Annotated in this window: 16 protein-coding genes and 3 pseudogenes; 2 read left to right on the top strand and 17 right to left on the bottom strand. The window is 31.5% G+C overall.

Features of this window, described 5'->3' with window-relative positions; all coding sequences use genetic code 11:
- Positions 1–203 precede the first annotated feature (203 nt).
- Together Ami3637_RS10075 and Ami3637_RS10070 are read right to left on the bottom strand one after the other, a co-directional pair.
- Positions 204–620, bottom strand: coding sequence for a hypothetical protein (locus Ami3637_RS10075; protein ID WP_162362458.1), 417 nt, complete (start codon positions 618–620; stop codon positions 204–206).
- Positions 621–748: 128 nt separating this feature from the next.
- Positions 749–961 carry a sporulation initiation factor Spo0A C-terminal domain-containing protein gene (locus Ami3637_RS10070; RefSeq protein ID WP_330586934.1) on the bottom strand — a complete coding sequence of 71 codons (213 nt, stop codon included), beginning with the start codon at positions 959–961 and terminating at the stop codon, positions 749–751.
- Positions 962–1,108: 147 nt separating this feature from the next.
- Here Ami3637_RS10070 and Ami3637_RS10065 point away from each other — a divergent pair, with 147 nt between their 5' ends.
- Positions 1,109–1,417 carry a helix-turn-helix transcriptional regulator gene (locus Ami3637_RS10065; RefSeq protein WP_162362456.1) on the top strand — a complete coding sequence of 103 codons (309 nt, stop codon included), beginning with the start codon at positions 1,109–1,111 and terminating at the stop codon, positions 1,415–1,417.
- 60 nt (positions 1,418–1,477) lie between these two features.
- Here Ami3637_RS10065 and Ami3637_RS19150 read toward each other — a convergent pair.
- The 8 genes and pseudogenes from Ami3637_RS19150 to Ami3637_RS10035 form a co-directional block, all read right to left on the bottom strand.
- Positions 1,478–4,641, bottom strand: a pseudogene (locus Ami3637_RS19150) (DEAD/DEAH box helicase family protein); the annotation flags it as partial.
- A 198-nt stretch (positions 4,642–4,839) separates the two neighbouring features.
- Positions 4,840–5,703: a GIY-YIG nuclease family protein gene (locus Ami3637_RS10055; protein ID WP_162362455.1), complete on the bottom strand. Its 864-nt coding sequence runs from the start codon at positions 5,701–5,703 to the stop codon at positions 4,840–4,842.
- A gap of 14 nt (positions 5,704–5,717) precedes the next feature.
- A complete protein-coding gene (locus Ami3637_RS10050) occupies positions 5,718–6,920 on the bottom strand; it encodes a restriction endonuclease subunit S (protein ID WP_162362454.1) in 1,203 nt (400 codons plus the stop codon).
- A 68-nt stretch (positions 6,921–6,988) separates the two neighbouring features.
- Positions 6,989–8,449: a class I SAM-dependent DNA methyltransferase gene (locus Ami3637_RS10045; RefSeq protein WP_330586599.1), complete on the bottom strand. Its 1,461-nt coding sequence runs from the start codon at positions 8,447–8,449 to the stop codon at positions 6,989–6,991.
- A gap of 39 nt (positions 8,450–8,488) precedes the next feature.
- The gene (locus tag Ami3637_RS18605) at positions 8,489–8,932 is read right to left on the bottom strand and encodes a Fic family protein (protein ID WP_330586597.1); all 444 of its coding nucleotides are present in this window, start codon (positions 8,930–8,932) and stop codon (positions 8,489–8,491) included.
- Positions 8,933–8,962: 30 nt separating this feature from the next.
- Positions 8,963–9,133 (bottom strand): annotated as a pseudogene (locus Ami3637_RS18600) (Fic family protein); the annotation flags it as partial.
- On the bottom strand, positions 9,055–9,546 hold the full coding sequence (locus Ami3637_RS18595; protein WP_330586596.1) for a Fic family protein: 492 nt from the start codon (positions 9,544–9,546) through the stop codon (positions 9,055–9,057). The pseudogene Ami3637_RS18600 and the gene Ami3637_RS18595, both read right to left, overlap by 79 nt.
- 267 nt (positions 9,547–9,813) lie before the next feature.
- Positions 9,814–10,572 (bottom strand): alpha/beta fold hydrolase, encoded by a 759-nt coding sequence (locus Ami3637_RS10035; RefSeq protein ID WP_162362453.1) that lies wholly within the window; start codon positions 10,570–10,572, stop codon positions 9,814–9,816.
- Positions 10,573–10,946: 374 nt separating this feature from the next.
- On the opposite strand from Ami3637_RS10035, the gene Ami3637_RS10030 reads away from it, so the two are divergent.
- On the top strand, positions 10,947–11,129 hold the full coding sequence (locus Ami3637_RS10030; protein WP_162362452.1) for a hypothetical protein: 183 nt from the start codon (positions 10,947–10,949) through the stop codon (positions 11,127–11,129).
- Between the two features lie 111 nt (positions 11,130–11,240).
- Here Ami3637_RS10030 and Ami3637_RS19145 read toward each other — a convergent pair whose 3' ends face one another.
- From Ami3637_RS19145 to Ami3637_RS10000, 7 genes and pseudogenes are all read right to left on the bottom strand, one after another.
- A complete protein-coding gene (locus tag Ami3637_RS19145; RefSeq protein ID WP_408609071.1) occupies positions 11,241–11,339 on the bottom strand; it encodes an HNH endonuclease in 99 nt (32 codons plus the stop codon).
- Between the two features lie 371 nt (positions 11,340–11,710).
- On the bottom strand, positions 11,711–12,187 hold the full coding sequence (locus Ami3637_RS10025; RefSeq protein ID WP_162362451.1) for a hypothetical protein: 477 nt from the start codon (positions 12,185–12,187) through the stop codon (positions 11,711–11,713).
- A gap of 401 nt (positions 12,188–12,588) precedes the next feature.
- Positions 12,589–12,801, bottom strand: a pseudogene (locus tag Ami3637_RS10020) (GMP synthase (glutamine-hydrolyzing)); the annotation flags it as partial.
- 256 nt (positions 12,802–13,057) lie between these two features.
- Entirely contained in the window at positions 13,058–13,297 is a 240-nt protein-coding gene (locus tag Ami3637_RS10015; protein ID WP_162362450.1) for a hypothetical protein, read from the bottom strand.
- Positions 13,276–14,130 (bottom strand): hypothetical protein, encoded by an 855-nt coding sequence (locus Ami3637_RS10010; protein WP_162362449.1) that lies wholly within the window; start codon positions 14,128–14,130, stop codon positions 13,276–13,278. Before Ami3637_RS10010 ends, Ami3637_RS10015 begins: the two co-directional genes overlap by 22 nt.
- Positions 14,131–14,238: 108 nt before the next feature.
- A complete protein-coding gene (locus Ami3637_RS10005) occupies positions 14,239–15,042 on the bottom strand; it encodes a hypothetical protein (RefSeq protein ID WP_162362448.1) in 804 nt (267 codons plus the stop codon).
- Between the two features lie 53 nt (positions 15,043–15,095).
- Complete coding sequence (locus Ami3637_RS10000; RefSeq protein WP_162362447.1) at positions 15,096–15,995, bottom strand: hypothetical protein; 900 nt, start codon at positions 15,993–15,995, stop codon at positions 15,096–15,098.
- Positions 15,996–16,224 lie beyond the last annotated feature (229 nt).

Below are 16,224 nucleotides of genomic sequence, written 5' to 3'. Positions count from 1 at the left end.
GGCAGAGTCAATCATTTATTTTAGCTTTATTTATTTTTGCAATCCTGACATTAGAAACACTCCTTGAAAATAAAAAAAACAGGTAGCTATTATAATTGCCTATTTTCAATCAAATAAACAATCCAAGCTACCTGTATGTTATTCATCTTGAATAACAGCAACGCTTTGTCTGGGTGTCACCCATGTTTTACCTAGTCTTTGTTTTAATAAGACTTCTCCTGAAGTTTTGCATATATCATCACAAGTATTCCTGATATTATTAACGTACCTCCAATTACTGATAGTCCAGCAAAATAAGTAGCATTAATGATAAGGTTGTATGCATCACCACCAACATAAGCATTAATAGAGTTACTGGAGTATTCTTCCCCTCCATTGTAAATAAATATTTTAAAGAAACCAATAATCCAAAATATACATCCGACTATAATACTTTTTTTTCCGATTTTGTTATATTCCAAACTTCTTGTTCCCTTAGGAACTGTCTTCTCATCTGTTGAGCAATCGTCTTCCTGGACCAAATCTAAATCATTTTCACCTATTTTGCAACCACAATAAAAACAGCTAACAGAATTAGCTGAAATTTCTTGTCCACATTCAGGACATTTTATTAATGCCATACTACGTTCCTCCATATTACTTAACACAACCTCTATAAACATTATACGCTATGAGTATTACGGTATTATTGGCAACAAATTTACAATTTTCGACTAAATCATACATTATTCGCTTTAGATAATCTTTTTTATTTTCTTTTAATTTTATAACCTAAATATTGTACAAATTCGTCTGTTGTAGGGACTGCACCCTTATGCGGCATACTTCTCTGTATGTTCTTTTCCTTATCAGATTTATCAGGCTTTTGGAACGCATAATCAATAGCAGCTTGCATATCCATTTTAACTTCCATAGGGCTTACGCCATGTTTTTTCCCGATTTTGCGATATATCGCTCTCATACTCAAAATTAATTCACCCCTTATAGCTAATCTATTCGTATATTATACTTATTGTAGACGATATAATTATATATTTCAAGATTAATAACTAATTTATTCGTCCAAAATGAGCAATACTATCTATTACAATTAGATAGAGGTGAGCATATGGATGATAAATTTATTCGTAATAGAATTAGTGAATTACGTATTCAAAAAAACATATCCGAAAGAAGTCTGAGTATTGACCTAGGTCATAGTCCCAGCTATATCCATAGTATTGTTTCAGGTAAAGCATTACCCTCAATGACAGAGTTTCTTTATATATGTGACTACTTTAATATTACTCCAAAAGAGTTTTTTGACGTGGAAATCAACAACCCAGCATTAATTAAATCTGTTATTGAAGATTTAAACACATTGGATGAGATGCAGATAATTAATATTCATGAGATAATCAAAGGTATAAAAAAGTAAAACAAATGAAAATCTTCTCAAATTTGTATTTACAAGACTTGAGAAGATTTTTTGTTTTTATGCTATTGCATTTGTATTGATTTGGTCAATTACCTTTCTAATTCCTGTCCAGACATTAAGATTTGTGAAAATTTCCACCACACTACCTTTATCAGTAAAAGGCGATTCTTGAAGCACTGACAAATCTTTCATAATTCCATTATGGATGATATATTCAACAATCTGGTTTACAAAATAAATTTGTCTGCTGTCCATATTTGTACTCTCTAGGAACTCAGAAAAGGCTTCTTTGGCTGCATTCATATCCAATCCAATGATTTCACGCACAAACTCGCCAAGGGGTTTCTTTCCATATTCCTCTTCATAATCTTCTCGCGTTCCTATTTCGCTCCAAAGAATCCTTTCTAAAGAAATCACATCATCACTGGTTAATGGTTTATTAGTTTTTAATTTTGCAATTACAATATTGTCCTGATGCTGACGTATATAGTATTCTGCCTTTGCCTTATAGTTCTTTAGCTCATCCTCATCCAGCTCTGATTCTTTCCACTCTTTTGATAGAATACTATCTTCAAAATCAGTATCATATCGAACAGATACCTTTAGAATATATTTCATTAAATGACGAAGATTCTGTCGAATATGCTCAAATTCATTAATCCCAGCTGTTTCTACATAATCTGTGTGAAGTATCTTATTAATCAATTCTGTCTGTACCTGTATTTCAGGAATATTTGCCACACTGGCAATGGCATTTACTCGTTTTAACAAATCACTTCTGGCACGTGTATATTTCTTCCCAACCAGATATGCCAGTTCAATGCCATACATAAGCGCATCAAACCGAACTGCACTGGCTTCATCGCCATCTGGCAATATAAGCGGTGCCAGCTCTTCTCTTACAAGTAACGTGTCTTCATAAGTCAAAGTATTGTAATTATCCTTATTTGAATACAAATCCACATATTTGATATGCTGTCTCACTGCAAAGTTGTCTCTGTTAAGTTCTTGAACTTTTTCAGACATCATATCCACTAATGCATTTCGATATGTGATTAAACGTTCTTCTTGGTACTCGATATTCTGTAATTTATACGTAATTTGAAATTTCAAATTAAAGATTGCTCCTTGCAGTGCAAGCATATTGGCTGTTGGCTTTCCATTTCCCATTCTAAAAAATTCAAAATTACCACAAAAATCGAAAATGTAAAATTTCTGTTTATCTTCACCATCTAAGAGTCCTGGGCACAAACGCGTGCCACGACCAATCATCTGCCAGAATTTTGCTTTGCTCATCACTTTCTTGAAGAAAACAAGATTCACAACTTCCGGAATATCAATCCCAGTGTCTAACATATCCACAGAAATTGCAATCTGTGGCAGTTTTTTGGGCTCAGAAAATTCATCGATGGCACTTTGAGCATAAGTCATATAATTGTCAATTACTTTTGCATAGTTTGCTAAATGAGAATACTCTTTATTAAACACTTCCAGAATTTTTTCTGCATGTTGATGATTCTTTGCAAAAATAATTGTTTTTCCTAATGTTTCTCCATAGTTAATTTTAATGCCATCCGTCATGAGAGTATGAAGCACCTGCTTTATGGTATCTTCATTAAAAATCCATGTGTTTAGGGCTGATGAACTAATACTCTCTGGTATCTCACCATCTTCATTTTCAAATGTATTTTCATATATTTCTTTATCTTGTTCTGTTAATTCATCATATACAATACCTTGCTCTATGAATTTCAACTTGGTTTCTACAGATAGGTAATCAACTAAATAACCATCTTTAACTGCTTGTGCCAGCTCATAGCCGTAGGTGGGAACTCCATTTTCCAGTTCAAAGATCTGATAAGTATTCTTATCAATTTCATCTTTTGGAGTCGCCGTAAGCCCTACCAGTGGAGCATCAAAATACGTAAAAATATCTTTGTACTTATTGTAAATCGAACGATGGGCTTCGTCACATATTACTAAATCAAAGTGTCCACAAGTAAACAATTTTCCTTTTTCATCATTTATGGAGTCGATACAATTTATCATGGTCTGATATGTTGAAAAGACACAATGTGAATTGTAATTATCCTTGTCTTCACACAAATTTGTTGCTGACAAATCAGGAAGAAGATTTACAAAATTTCGTTTTGCCTGTGTTACCAACGAGTTACGGTCTGCCAAAAAAGGATATTTTTTATCCAGCCCGCTTGAAGCAATACATCACATAATGCTATCACGGCTCTGGTTTTTCCCGATCCTGTGGCCATAACAAGTAAAGCTTTACGACGATTTCTTGTGTCAAAGCAGTCACAGACTGCTTTAATTGCAGCTTCTTGATAATAACGGCCTGCAATTTTTTTATCCACATTTATATTCTTCAGGCTTGTCCTCATACTTTGAAGATTAAATAACTTTTCTAAATCACGTTTTGAGTAAATCACCGCAACTTTTCGCTCCGGATATTGGTTATCAATAATTCGTGTTTCAAATCCATTGGTCAAAAACACCACTGGGCGCCTATTATATTGTTTTTCGAGAATATCTGCATATAATTTTGCCTGTTGTCTTCCCTTAGCAACATCAACACAAGTACGTTTTGCTTCAATAATAGCAAGAGGTCTATGAGCATCATCGTATAACACATAGTCTGCAAATCCTACTTCGGACTTGTTTGGCATACCATGTACTTCCACCTCATTGATCCAGTCTTCCCCCTCTTGCCAACCTGCATCCATAAGCATTGCATCAATATAAATTTTACGAGTCTTATATTCCGATAAATCTAGAGGCTTTGGTACATAGGTCTGCTGCTGTTCTTCTCTTCTTGCAGTCAGTTGCTCTTTCAAAGCTTGGTTTTCAACAATCAATGCCTTAAAATCTATATCTGGTGAATCTTGCATTATTACTTCAGAAGAATTCTCCTGCACTAATAAAGAGGAATCAAACTTTCCTTCCACATAATCATCGGAATAACAATATGACACAAAATCAAGAAAAATATATAGGTTTTGTAAACATAAAGTTGACTGATCAAGTGTAATTTTCTTTCCGGCATGAGCAGTTTTATTCCCAAGTGTACGAATAAGATCTAATCTTTTCCAAAGATCCATACCTACAATATCATGGAACTCTTCTGTGCTCATCAAACTGATTAACTTATCCTGATATGGCATTTTTAGTGATTTGTCTACGGAATACATCCATTTTATAGCAAACTCCATGGCTCGGCGACAATTCAATACACAAGCTTCCGGATCAATATGTATGATTCTTTCTGCTGCAATTGCAACATCAGAAAAACTATCAAATTGTGATTCTTTTTTCAAATAATCAAAATTAGTCATTTATGAGCTCTCCTTTACTAATTTATGTTTTCTGAAATTACTCCTTCTCTGTGATAACCATCTTCCTGCATCAGGCTAATTATTTCGTAACTCTTCAAGTCCTTTGAAAAATTTCCAACCATTTTCAGATAGGCCTGTAATTAAATCTGCCGGTGCTGAAGGAGACTTAAATGCCAAATTTACTTGAGTGATTATTTTACCATCAACTATTTTAACTTTTTCGTTCTCCAAATAGCCATCTATAACTGAATTTCCTCTTTCAAAATGCTTTTTATCTTTCCATTGTTTTGTTGTTTCAGGTGGTCTTTTTATTTCACTCCCTGCTGATAAAATAAATTTTCCATCTTTTACAAATAATTTTGCATTATGCTTTGAAGGTGGATAATAATATTTCATCTGTTCAGCTGCATCCACCTTCTCATCAAAAGCAATTCCCTCTGCATTTAATAGAAATTCTATTTGCTTGATAAACGTTTCTAAATTAGGAACATCATATGTACTAACATTTGGTTTGTTAATTCTAAGGTCTTTATTAGTTAATACATAACTGCTTTTCTTAAATTTTTGGATAAATTCATATTCTAAATAATCTATTGATAATTTATCAAAACTATTATTATCTGTAACAAACAAAATTGCATATGACCAAAAAGACTTTACTCTAACATGTTCTTCAATTCTTTGAATACCATTGACCGATTGCCCGACATACACAATATTTTCATCTTCACTGTCATCAAAGAGAAAATAAATAGCATAGTTTGATGAAAAATCCAAATCATAAACCTGTTTATAGCTTTCTCTAGTAAAATAAAAAGCACGAATTTGATTTGTACGATCTTGAAACATCTTCAAATTTGCTGCATTGTTTGCATCTGGATACAAGTATGTTATTGCCTTTTGCATAGTCTCTCCTTCCCCATTATCACTAACTCCCAATGTAAAAATATAAGTTATCCAAAATACTTTTGCATTAATGAATCAAATAATATTTGCGTTTCGTTTAGCGATTCCTGTACTGTAACTTTCAATTTGTCGACTTGCTCGACAAAGGTTGCGAATTGGTTTTGGAGGTGAATCGGTGGTACGTATATCTCGACTTCTCGAACGGCATCCTTGGTTATTGTTTTAGTAACTGCTCCTCTAACTCTATCTTGAATCTTACTTTCACAATATGGTGTATTAAGTAAGTGGTAAATGAATACATTATTTAAAATATCCTTATTAAATCTTAAGAGGAATTGATTCATCGCTAACGATACTGGTCTGTTTAAATATGGCATTAGATAGACCTTTCCAGCACTACCAATCTTGTTAATAATAATTTCTCCACCGAACACTTTAGATTTTTCTAAATGATTGTACGCATGCTCATCGATATACTTAACATCATCTTCAAAATTGTTTTTCTCCAAATCTGTTGTTCGTACCATCAATGCATAGCTCGGTATATCTAATAAAGTGACATTATCTCGTAAAGTTTCATAACTCCCATTAGAATGATAATCTGTTAGCACATCCAAATATGCTCCTAAATTTGCTTCCTCCCACCCCTTTGGATTTATCTTCGGATCCCCAAACATCTCGACAAATCGGGATTTGATGAGATTATCTATGTCTTCTAACTGATTATATCTTTTACTAAGAATACTCGTAACTTTTTTAAATATATTTGAATATTTAACTTGTTTTTCCATATTAGGCAACGGAATTACAATCTCCCCAATATCTTTGAGTGATAAGTTTAATTGTGCAACGCCCTGCTTCTTTTTTTCAAATTGTTTTTTTACTACTTGTGATGTAAGTATCAACCTTATATAAGGCAAAAATACTTCTACATTACTAATTCTTATTATTGCTAATGCCTGATTGATATTAGCAGGCAACATATTTTCATCAACAATTGATACACGCCCAATAGCTCCTGCAATTGAGAACAATATATCCCCAGATTTCAACTGAGATCTTTTAAGCTTGTCATTACATTTTTTTGATATATGTGCTACTTTATCTCTCAAAAATGAACCATCTTCTCTAAAACATTCTATTTTCAAAAAATTTATGCCTTCATCAACGAACTCATATCCAAGAGTCGTGGGAGTAGTGCCCTTTGTAATCAAGTCAGCTATATCTGATAATTTTACTCTTTTTATCATCTCCATAATCATCCCTACAAATCTGAATTTGCATGCAAGCACTCCTTACTTGCTTCCTTTCCATTTACTTATTGGAGCATTGCCTTTAGCTCTAAAAGTTCTTTTGCAATTTCCTCATCTATTTTTAAGATTTTATCAAGGATTTCAGTGGATGCCGGATATTCTTTCTTTATATACTCTACCTGCTTATATTTATTAATTGACAAGTCATATCCATTATCCACAATTTCCTGTTTGGGAACAAAAAACGATCTTTCTGTACGAGCTCTATCATCTTCCTTCTCACGATTATGAAATCTCGCAATGATATCAGGTATATCATTTTCCGTTACAGCTGTTCGTTTATCATCTAAGCTTAGTCCATCTGCAGCCATATCATAAAACCATACTTTATCTGTCCCTCCATGTCCCGTCTTTGTAAATATCAGAATTCCAGTTGATACTCCTGCATAGGGTTTGAATACCCCTGATGGCATGGAAATCATTGCTTCCAGTCTATGATTTTCAATCAACTCTTTTCGAATATCCTTGTGTGCCTTTGATGAACCAAAAAGTACCCCATCTGGAACAATGCATGCACAACGGCCACCAATTTTCAACATTCTCAAAAATAATGCTAAAAATAAAAGCTCTGTTTTTTTAGTTTTACATACCTTAAGCAAATCACTTGAAACTGAATCCGCGTCCAAACTCCCTTTAAAAGGAGGATTAGCAAGAATCAACGAATACTTATCTTTGTCCAGATTCTGATCAGATAAACTGTCTCTGTATTCGATAAACGGGCTCTCCACTCCATGGGTCATCATATTCATTGCCCCGATACGAAGCATCGTTCGATCCATATCATACCCAAAAAACATACGATTCATATAATGTTCTTTTTTCTGCCTATCATAGAAAATCTCTTCCTTATGCTGTTCTTTTAAATACTCTCCTGCTGCAACCAAAAACCCCGAGGTACCGCAGGCTGGGTCACAAATCGTATCATCCGGTTGTGGTTTCATAAGTTCTACAATCATTCGAATAATGTGCCTTGGGGTACGAAATTGTCCATTACGTCCAGATTGTGAAATCTTAGAAAGAAGATATTCATAAACATCCCCACGAATATCTATGTCTTTTGCTTCTGCCATTAAACGATAGATTTCATCTAATGAGTCCACAACTTTTGATAACAATAATGGAGTTGGTAGTTTAAAAATTGCATCGTCCATATATTTTGAATATGCACTGTTCTTATCACTATGCAACGTTTTAATAAACGGAAATACCCATTCCTGTATAACTGAATACATTTTCCCTGCTGGAAAATCATGAAACATGGACCATTTTAGCTGAGTTCCATCAATTTTACGCTCTCCGATCATGATTTCTTCTGCGAAAATACTTTTATAAGACAGACCTAGCATTGCGCTTTCTTTCGCATGTCGATTATCTGAATCATCTAAATCATGAATAAACATCAGATAGGTTATTTGTTCTATTACCTCAATGGGATTTACCAATCCCCTGCTGCAAAAATATCCCAAAGACTATCTATTTTGTTTTTTAACTCTCCGGTTATCATATTACTCGTCCTCTCTATTCCAAACGTAGGAAGTGTATCTTCCTCCACTAATTTTTATTATTTCACCTTTTTTTCGTAAATCTACTAATGTCCTTTGTATGGTCACATGGCTAATATCCGGACATTTCTGCATAATTTCTGCAATAGTGATCTTTCCCAAAGTTTCTTTAATTGTCTCACGAATGCGGTCTGGTTTTGAAAGGCCACTGGTGGTCAACAATTTGACTCTGGAGGAAAATTCACGATAAGCGTTTAAAATGACTCCAAGGTAATATTTCACAAATGGCTCATAACTATTTGCTCCTTCATGCCAATTTACAGAGCTTTCTTGCAGCACTTCATAATATGTTTCTTTTGTCTTTTCTATCAGTTTTTCTATACTAATATATTTCCCAACGATATAACCTGAACGATATAGTAATAATAAGGTTATTAATCGACTCATTCGGCCATTTCCATCATTGAAAGGATGTATGCACAGAAAGTCCAGCACAAACATAGGAATAACCAATAACGGATCTACTTTGCCAGTACTTATTATTTCTTCATATGCTTTACAGAGCTTTTCTATTGATTCTGCTGTTTCCCAGGCATGTACCGGCTGAAATCGAACCCTCTTACATCCATCATTATCTTCTTCTGTAATAACATTATCTGTATTTTTATAGTTCCCTCCAGTTTCCAGTCCCCAAATTTATATAAATCCCTATGAAGTTGAAGTATGATTGAGGGCTTGGGGGGAATGTGATCATGATTATCATGAATCGTGTTTAAAACATCCCTATAGCCAGCAATTTCTTGCTCATTCCGCGTTCTGGGAATGGTTTTATCCTGAACAATTTTTTTCAATCTTTCATCAGAAGTATATATTCCTTCTATTTTATTTGATGCTTCAGTACTCTGAATTCGGGCAATGTCAATCAGCTTAGTTAATGTATCTGCATTTGCCTCTATAAATAAAGTCTGTTCTCCTTTAAATTCGTGTATTGTAGTCAGTAGCGCAACGATGTCCGGTGTTAATAACGACGTCCATTTTTTACTATAATCGTAATCACGCATTTCAATTTCCTCATTTCCAATATCAATTTAGTCATTTTTCAGACAATGATACAATTAAAATATACCATTTAATTATACCATTGTCAATTTCAACATAATCATTTTTACCCAAATGACTAAATTGATTATAAAATGACTATGTTATCTTATCTGTAAATGCCTCCTTGAAAATAAAAAACAGGCAGCTATAATTGCCTATTTTCAATCAAATAAACAACCCAAGCTACCTATTTTAATTCTCATTAATTTTAATTAAGATATTAATAACTATAACTTTTTTCTCAAAAATTCATTTGCGATTTTTTCAAATTCCGCCCCATTGGATATAATGGCTGGATGGAACCCATTTTCAAAAATATATTTTTCTCCATGCGCAATTTGCTTAATAATCTCATCGTATTCTTCCATGAAATCACGTCTAATCATATCATCCGTTTTATTTGCAGTAAGCAATATGGGCACTTGCAGTTCATTAAGCGATTTATGAAATATTTCTTTATCCTGCTCTGCGAATTCTACCAGACACTTAGTATCGTTATCTATGACACTTTCCCAATCGTTTCCCTGCCACATAATATAAAACTGCTTTGCCATATCATTCGTTTTTGAATATTCTCGTTGATGCATTAAATTTGTTGCGAAATTTTTTCCAAGTGTTCTACCATCAAAACTGTCGGCTATAACCTTCTCAACTAAATCAGGTCTTTCCAATGCGATGTTCAAGGCAACCCATGCTCCGCCACTTGTGCCAATTAGATTAACCTTTTCATAAGCTAAAAGGTCTAACAAAGTAATTGCCTGCATTGCCTCATCATACCACAATTCTATTGGGAACTCTTGCAAGCGTTGTGACTTCCCATGCCCAAGAAAATCAATTAAAATAACTTTATAATTATTTGAATATAAGTCTACTATGGACTCAAACATTTTTGAAGAAGCAGCATTCCCATGCAGTAGTACAATTGGTTCTCCTTCTCCGATTTCTGTATAATAAACATCCTTTGAATGATATTTAAAAAATGACATTCTATGCCTCCTAATCGTTATTTAAGTAATAATTTAATAGATTAGCAAGGCTATATTTATTTTTGCAATAGCCTCGCTATTAGCAAACTTTCGTTCCTACTCCCACGCTAAGTCCTCCTTTCGAAACTCCTTTTTTCTAAAATAGTCAGGAATTTCCTATGTTTTAGATTATAACACATCTGTGCTTACAATATAAATCAAAAGTTTTTTGTAAATGGAAGTTTGCGGTGATCCACTAGCAACTCAAGATTTTAATCACACCATATATTGTTTTTACATATATTATAGTATATTAAATTTTATTTAAGCAGGTGGCTGAAATATTTTTTGAATATTTTATATCACTTGTTTTGTAATGTGAGAGGGGTTTATATATGATTGATGAATATAACAGAAGAGTGGCTGTTGAAAGAATGAATGAATCTGATATGAGAGATGAATATAATAGAAGAATGGAATTTGACAGAAGACATGAAATGGAGAGAAGAGATGAATTTGATAGAAGACATGATTTTGACGTGAGATTTCCATTTTGGTGGCTACTTTTCTTTAGTTAGGCTAAATTACATGGAAATTGTCCGTAACTGCAGTAGGCCAGTTTATTTATTCCAAATGTTATACATAAGCAGCAGGAAATTAACACTTTTAATGACAGCCCCGGGAGAGATTCACTGGGGCTTTATAACCAGCACATTAACTGTTATTAACCCTGAATCAAAAATTCTATGTATGTCAGTTCTTAAAGGTAAACCTTTGTGAACACAGATATTGTGATTATTATTTATGCCTATCTAAGATAATAAAAATCAGAGTGTTTATCATTGACTTTTATTATTAGTATTCTTTATTAGTTTCTTATATCGAGTTTCATTATAATTCCACAAATATATTCCCATCAAAATACCTATTAAGCACATAAAAACTAACCCTTTAATATAAATAGTTTGAAAAATAGTTCCATTACTCACATGCTCGCCTATTGCCTTACCAATTAACGAAGCTGTTAGTATTAATAGCATCCTTGTTATTACGTATAATATTATCCCTCTTTTACGTGTTTTTTCCCAAGAGTTCATAAATTTAAGGTCTTTCATGTTTATCCCCCATAATGACATATTTCTGTGATTTAGAGTGTAGTCTAATTTTCCCCCAAACTTTTGCCTAATCCATTTTTCTGAATTATAAAGTAGTAGTTTCCATTATCAAATTCTACCCTGCCTAAGCGATAAATTGATAAATCTAAAATATTACTTAACATATTAGGAAGTTCAATATTCCAATCAATATTATCCACTATATATGGAAAACCACTATATGGGTTTTCTGTATGAAAATATATAGCGTCATAAGCACCTTGTTTGCCATCCAAAAATATCCATGTTTGAAATTCTTTTTTATATTCTTTGGTTTGTTCTTCTATTTTTTCAAGCATCAATAGGTAATAATGTACATGATTTCTTCTATGCCTTTGGCTATTATTTGTTATGCCATGCCAATCTAAATGGGTGTGCCATTGATTATACCAAGAACCACCAGAAACATCTAAAACAAAACTTCTTATTTCATTTTCAAGAATCCTGTAATGTTTTTCTAGGTCTCTTGTTTTCTTATTCATACATTTTAATTCTCTTTGTATTACCATTTAATTACTATTAAAATTACGAATTAGATGTCCTACATCCTTGTAATAACCATATTATTCCACAATATAATCTAAGTTTAATATCCATTTTAATTTAAATCAACCTTATATTTTATCATAACCTCCTTCAAAATAAAAAAATAGATAGCTATGATTGACTATTTCGAATCAATAAACAATCCAAGCTACCTATTCTAATTTTCCATAATTATTAGTTAATTACAAAAGTCCTACTTCCCTGTCAATCTCCATAGAGCGCAGGATTTTTTTTCGTTATACGCAGGTTTGCTGATTGAGTGTGAGCGCACGTACACAGACGTAAGTAAGCGAACACGATTGAACGCAAACCGAAGCAGAACGGGAAAAGACAAGCTCTATTCCATCTCGATCGTAGCTGGCGGCTTCCCCGTACAGTCATAAAACACTCTGTTCACGCCACTTACTTCATTAACGATTCTGGTTGTCACGTTGCCCAGCACTTCCCAAGGGATTTCTGCTGATTCTGCGGTCATGAAGTCTGTTGTGGTTACTGCACGAAGCACTACTGCGTAGTCGTAGGTTCTGAAATCACCCATTACGCCTACGGAACATTGAAATTCTAACGTTTATATTTTTATCATTAACACTTATTTTACATGGTAGCCACTATAGTCTACTAAAGTGTAGGTGGCTTTCATATACTATTAAAACTATTATACCTTTTAATGTCTTAAATATCAACATTCCTACCCATTCAAAAGTTACCTATGGATAATTAATTCCACTACTGAAAAGTTCATTCTTTAATGTCTATGCCCCAAAAAAGGCAATAAATAAGCAAGGTGTTTAACCTTGCTTAGATAACTATTTTAATGGCACTGTATCAGTTGATAAATCATATAACTCTTGATTATTTTTTGTGTCTAATACAAAATAATCTGTTTCGCTATCATAAAAAATATTATGCGTTTGTCTATAATATTTTTTGTATAAGTCACTATATTGAATTTCTAAAATATATTCATTTTTTATATATTCCTTTTTTTCTGCATAAAAAGAAAAATATATATCCTGTTTTTCTTTTAGATTAAATGTTTTGAACACTTAGGTACTTTTATACTACCATTATCAATTTCAGATAGAAATAATTGAATATTTATTGCTGCACCAATACCTGCATTTGAAAAAATATAATTTCTCAATAAAAATGTAGATATAATCCTTCCATTTATATTCTTGGCATTATCAATTTCTTTATAAATATAATCTCTTTGCATATTTGTTATACAAGGATTAAATTTAATTTTTCCACTTTCAAAAAATTCAATTATAATTTCTTCATTACTTTTGTCAATTATTGCTTTATCTTCTAAAGTTATAATCTCCATAAATTCTTTTTTAAATATTGTTATTAAAGGCAATACACTTAATCTACGTTCTTCTGCAAGTGCTTCTAGATTTATTATGTTTTGTTCTTGCATCTGTTTTCTATTTTCTTTAATCTGCTGTTCTGTTAGGTGTCTGTTTTCTTTTAGTGTCCACCCTATACCTAAAATAGTTACACCAACAGTTATTAAACTACAAAAATATGTTGTAAATTGATTTTCATCCATATTCTCTGGTTTTAAATATTTATAAAAAAATGGTGGTACTATTTTTATAAGTAAATAAAAGTTAAATAAATATATCCCTATATATGAAAGTTTGCTATATACTTTAGTAATTAAAAATTTTTTATTTTCATCTAAACATTTAGATACAATTAATACAATTAAAATATATACAAAAATCCAAATGGCAAATAAGCCATTTATATATGAAGGTTTTAGACTATCATTAATACACAAAAATGGTATTAATAAGACAAAATATGTTCCACCAATAATTATAAAAATATATTTTAATATATTCTTACAAATATTAAACCAACTATGCATAAAAGACACATCCTTCCAGACATATATTACCATAGTTTGTATAAATAACAAACTATTTGTTGAATAACAAAACACCAAGGGGTTTAGCCTTGCTATGGGTTTAATTGGTTATAAATTATATTCTAATAGTCTACTTATAGTAAATTTCTTTGTATTTTTACAATGCTGTATTAAATATAAATCATCCATCCGATTATCTATATGAAAATTCTCATTTTTATTTCCATATATATCATAATAAGTAAACTTCATTTTATAGTAATAATCCAAGCACATTACATCTTCTGCGATTAGTTCAAGTGTAATGCTTTCATTCTGTAGCAAATTAATATTAGATATAGAACCATGTGTTTTTTTATTTTCAACTTCTATAGTTAAAGCCAAACACGCACCTACACCACTATTAGTAACAGAGCACCTTTTGTAGCACGCATTCTGTTTATTTATTTTTTCTTCCTCACATGGGAAATCTGCATAAATACTAATTTGATTATTCATAAAATATATAGATATTATAACATTATCTTTTGTTGGCTTAATACAAGTATCTGTAAAAACAAGTTTCGGCATTACACTTAATTTACGTTCCATAGCCATTACTTGTTGATTTTTCTTATCTTGTTCTTCTACTTGTTTTCTATTTTCTTTTAAAGTTAACCAAATGCCTAATATTGTAACTAATGACGTAATAATTGCACAATAATAAGTTGCTTCATCTTTTGTCCCAATTACTTCGGGTTTTATATTTTCTATTAGTAATGTTGGTAGCCAACCTATTCCTAATACTGCAATAGCACCTAGTGTTATTATAAAAAGAATAAAATTTAGAAATTTTTTGCTTAAAAATATTTTAACCATTTTATGAATAGCGATAATCATTTTATAAGGTAAATCTTTAATGAACTTACACATAATAACACACATCCTTTCAGATGTATATTACCATAATTTATATATATATTAAACTACTTTCCAATATATGGAATAGATAAAAAAGCAAGATGTTTAACCTTGCTTTTCTTTTTTATTAAGTTTTGATTAATAGTTGTGGTTAAAGTAAAAAATGGTCTATCAGTAAAAATCACATCGTGAATTTGTTCATATTTATTTAAATAAATATCATTATAGGTTAATTTGACTCTACATTCACGTGGAATATATTTACACTTCCAAGTATAAAAGGATATTTTACAATCTTCACCAACTTTTAAATTTTCTTCAAAAGTATTTAAAATGTATTTGTTTTTATCAACTGTATCACCGTTTGCCAATCCAATCTGGATTTTTAAATTTAATGCAGTACCAATTCCAGAATTACAAAATGAAAAGGGTACATAAATATGTTCTTGTATTTTATTTTCTAAAAACTTTTCAACATTTTCAACAATTAGAACTTTTGAATAATCACTTATTAAATTTTGATAATCTATTCTATCTTCATAAAATTGAAAAATATTTTCTTTATAATTAATATTATCCCACCATTTTTTTGGAAAATAACGGAAATCATTTTGTAATTTTTCTATTGTGTTTAAGTTTTTAAAAATTACATTTGAATTTTGCCACATTTCTGTTATTTCATATATAGTAATTAAAGGTAGTACACTTTTCCGTCTTTCTTCTGATGTTATTCTTTGATTATGTTTAAGTGTAATATATATACCAATAATGGTAACAAAACCGCCAAATATAGCACCATAATATGAAAGCCTATCCGCATTTCTTATAAAATCAATATTAATTTTTTCTAATATATATGGAAAAAGAATTAAAAAAATTGCTATAGAAATAATAATTATCATTTTAATACACTTCCACATTTTTGGTACTACTTCATTTTCCTTCCAGTTTATTTTTTCTTCCATAGTAGTATACACATCCTTTCAGATGTATACTACCATAATTTGTATAAATAATAAACTACTTGTCGAATATTATGGAATACACAATAAAAAAGCAAGGTATTTAACCTTGCAAAGTGTATGTTAATTTTTAAATTATAATTTGTTGAATAATTATGCTTTCTATTTTCAATCGAACATCATTTTTACATTACCATAGATTGGATATGCAGTAAACCTTATTTTGTATTAA

It is taken from the genome of Aminipila terrae (assembly GCF_010120715.1).
GTDB classification, from domain to species: domain Bacteria; phylum Bacillota; class Clostridia; order Peptostreptococcales; family Anaerovoracaceae; genus Aminipila; species Aminipila terrae.
This window is presented reverse-complemented; position numbering and strand designations above follow the sequence as displayed.

Coding starts and splice junctions, on each gene's coding strand:
- Ami3637_RS18595 (WP_330586596.1), bottom strand. CDS start 9,546: ATGCGTGATTACGATTATAGTAAAAAATGGACGTCGTTATTAACACCG.
- Ami3637_RS10000 (WP_162362447.1), bottom strand. CDS start 15,995: ATGGAAGAAAAAATAAACTGGAAGGAAAATGAAGTAGTACCAAAAATG.
- Ami3637_RS10030 (WP_162362452.1), top strand. CDS start 10,947: ATGATTGATGAATATAACAGAAGAGTGGCTGTTGAAAGAATGAATGAA.
- Ami3637_RS10010 (WP_162362449.1), bottom strand. CDS start 14,130: ATGCATAGTTGGTTTAATATTTGTAAGAATATATTAAAATATATTTTT.
- Ami3637_RS10035 (WP_162362453.1), bottom strand. CDS start 10,572: ATGTCATTTTTTAAATATCATTCAAAGGATGTTTATTATACAGAAATC.
- Ami3637_RS10065 (WP_162362456.1), top strand. CDS start 1,109: ATGGATGATAAATTTATTCGTAATAGAATTAGTGAATTACGTATTCAA.
- Ami3637_RS18605 (WP_330586597.1), bottom strand. CDS start 8,932: ATGAGTCGATTAATAACCTTATTATTACTATATCGTTCAGGTTATATC.
- Ami3637_RS10070 (WP_330586934.1), bottom strand. CDS start 961: ATGAGAGCGATATATCGCAAAATCGGGAAAAAACATGGCGTAAGCCCT.
- Ami3637_RS10005 (WP_162362448.1), bottom strand. CDS start 15,042: ATGTGTAAGTTCATTAAAGATTTACCTTATAAAATGATTATCGCTATT.
- Ami3637_RS10050 (WP_162362454.1), bottom strand. CDS start 6,920: ATGATAAAAAGAGTAAAATTATCAGATATAGCTGACTTGATTACAAAG.
- Ami3637_RS10025 (WP_162362451.1), bottom strand. CDS start 12,187: ATGAATAAGAAAACAAGAGACCTAGAAAAACATTACAGGATTCTTGAA.
- Ami3637_RS10075 (WP_162362458.1), bottom strand. CDS start 620: ATGGCATTAATAAAATGTCCTGAATGTGGACAAGAAATTTCAGCTAAT.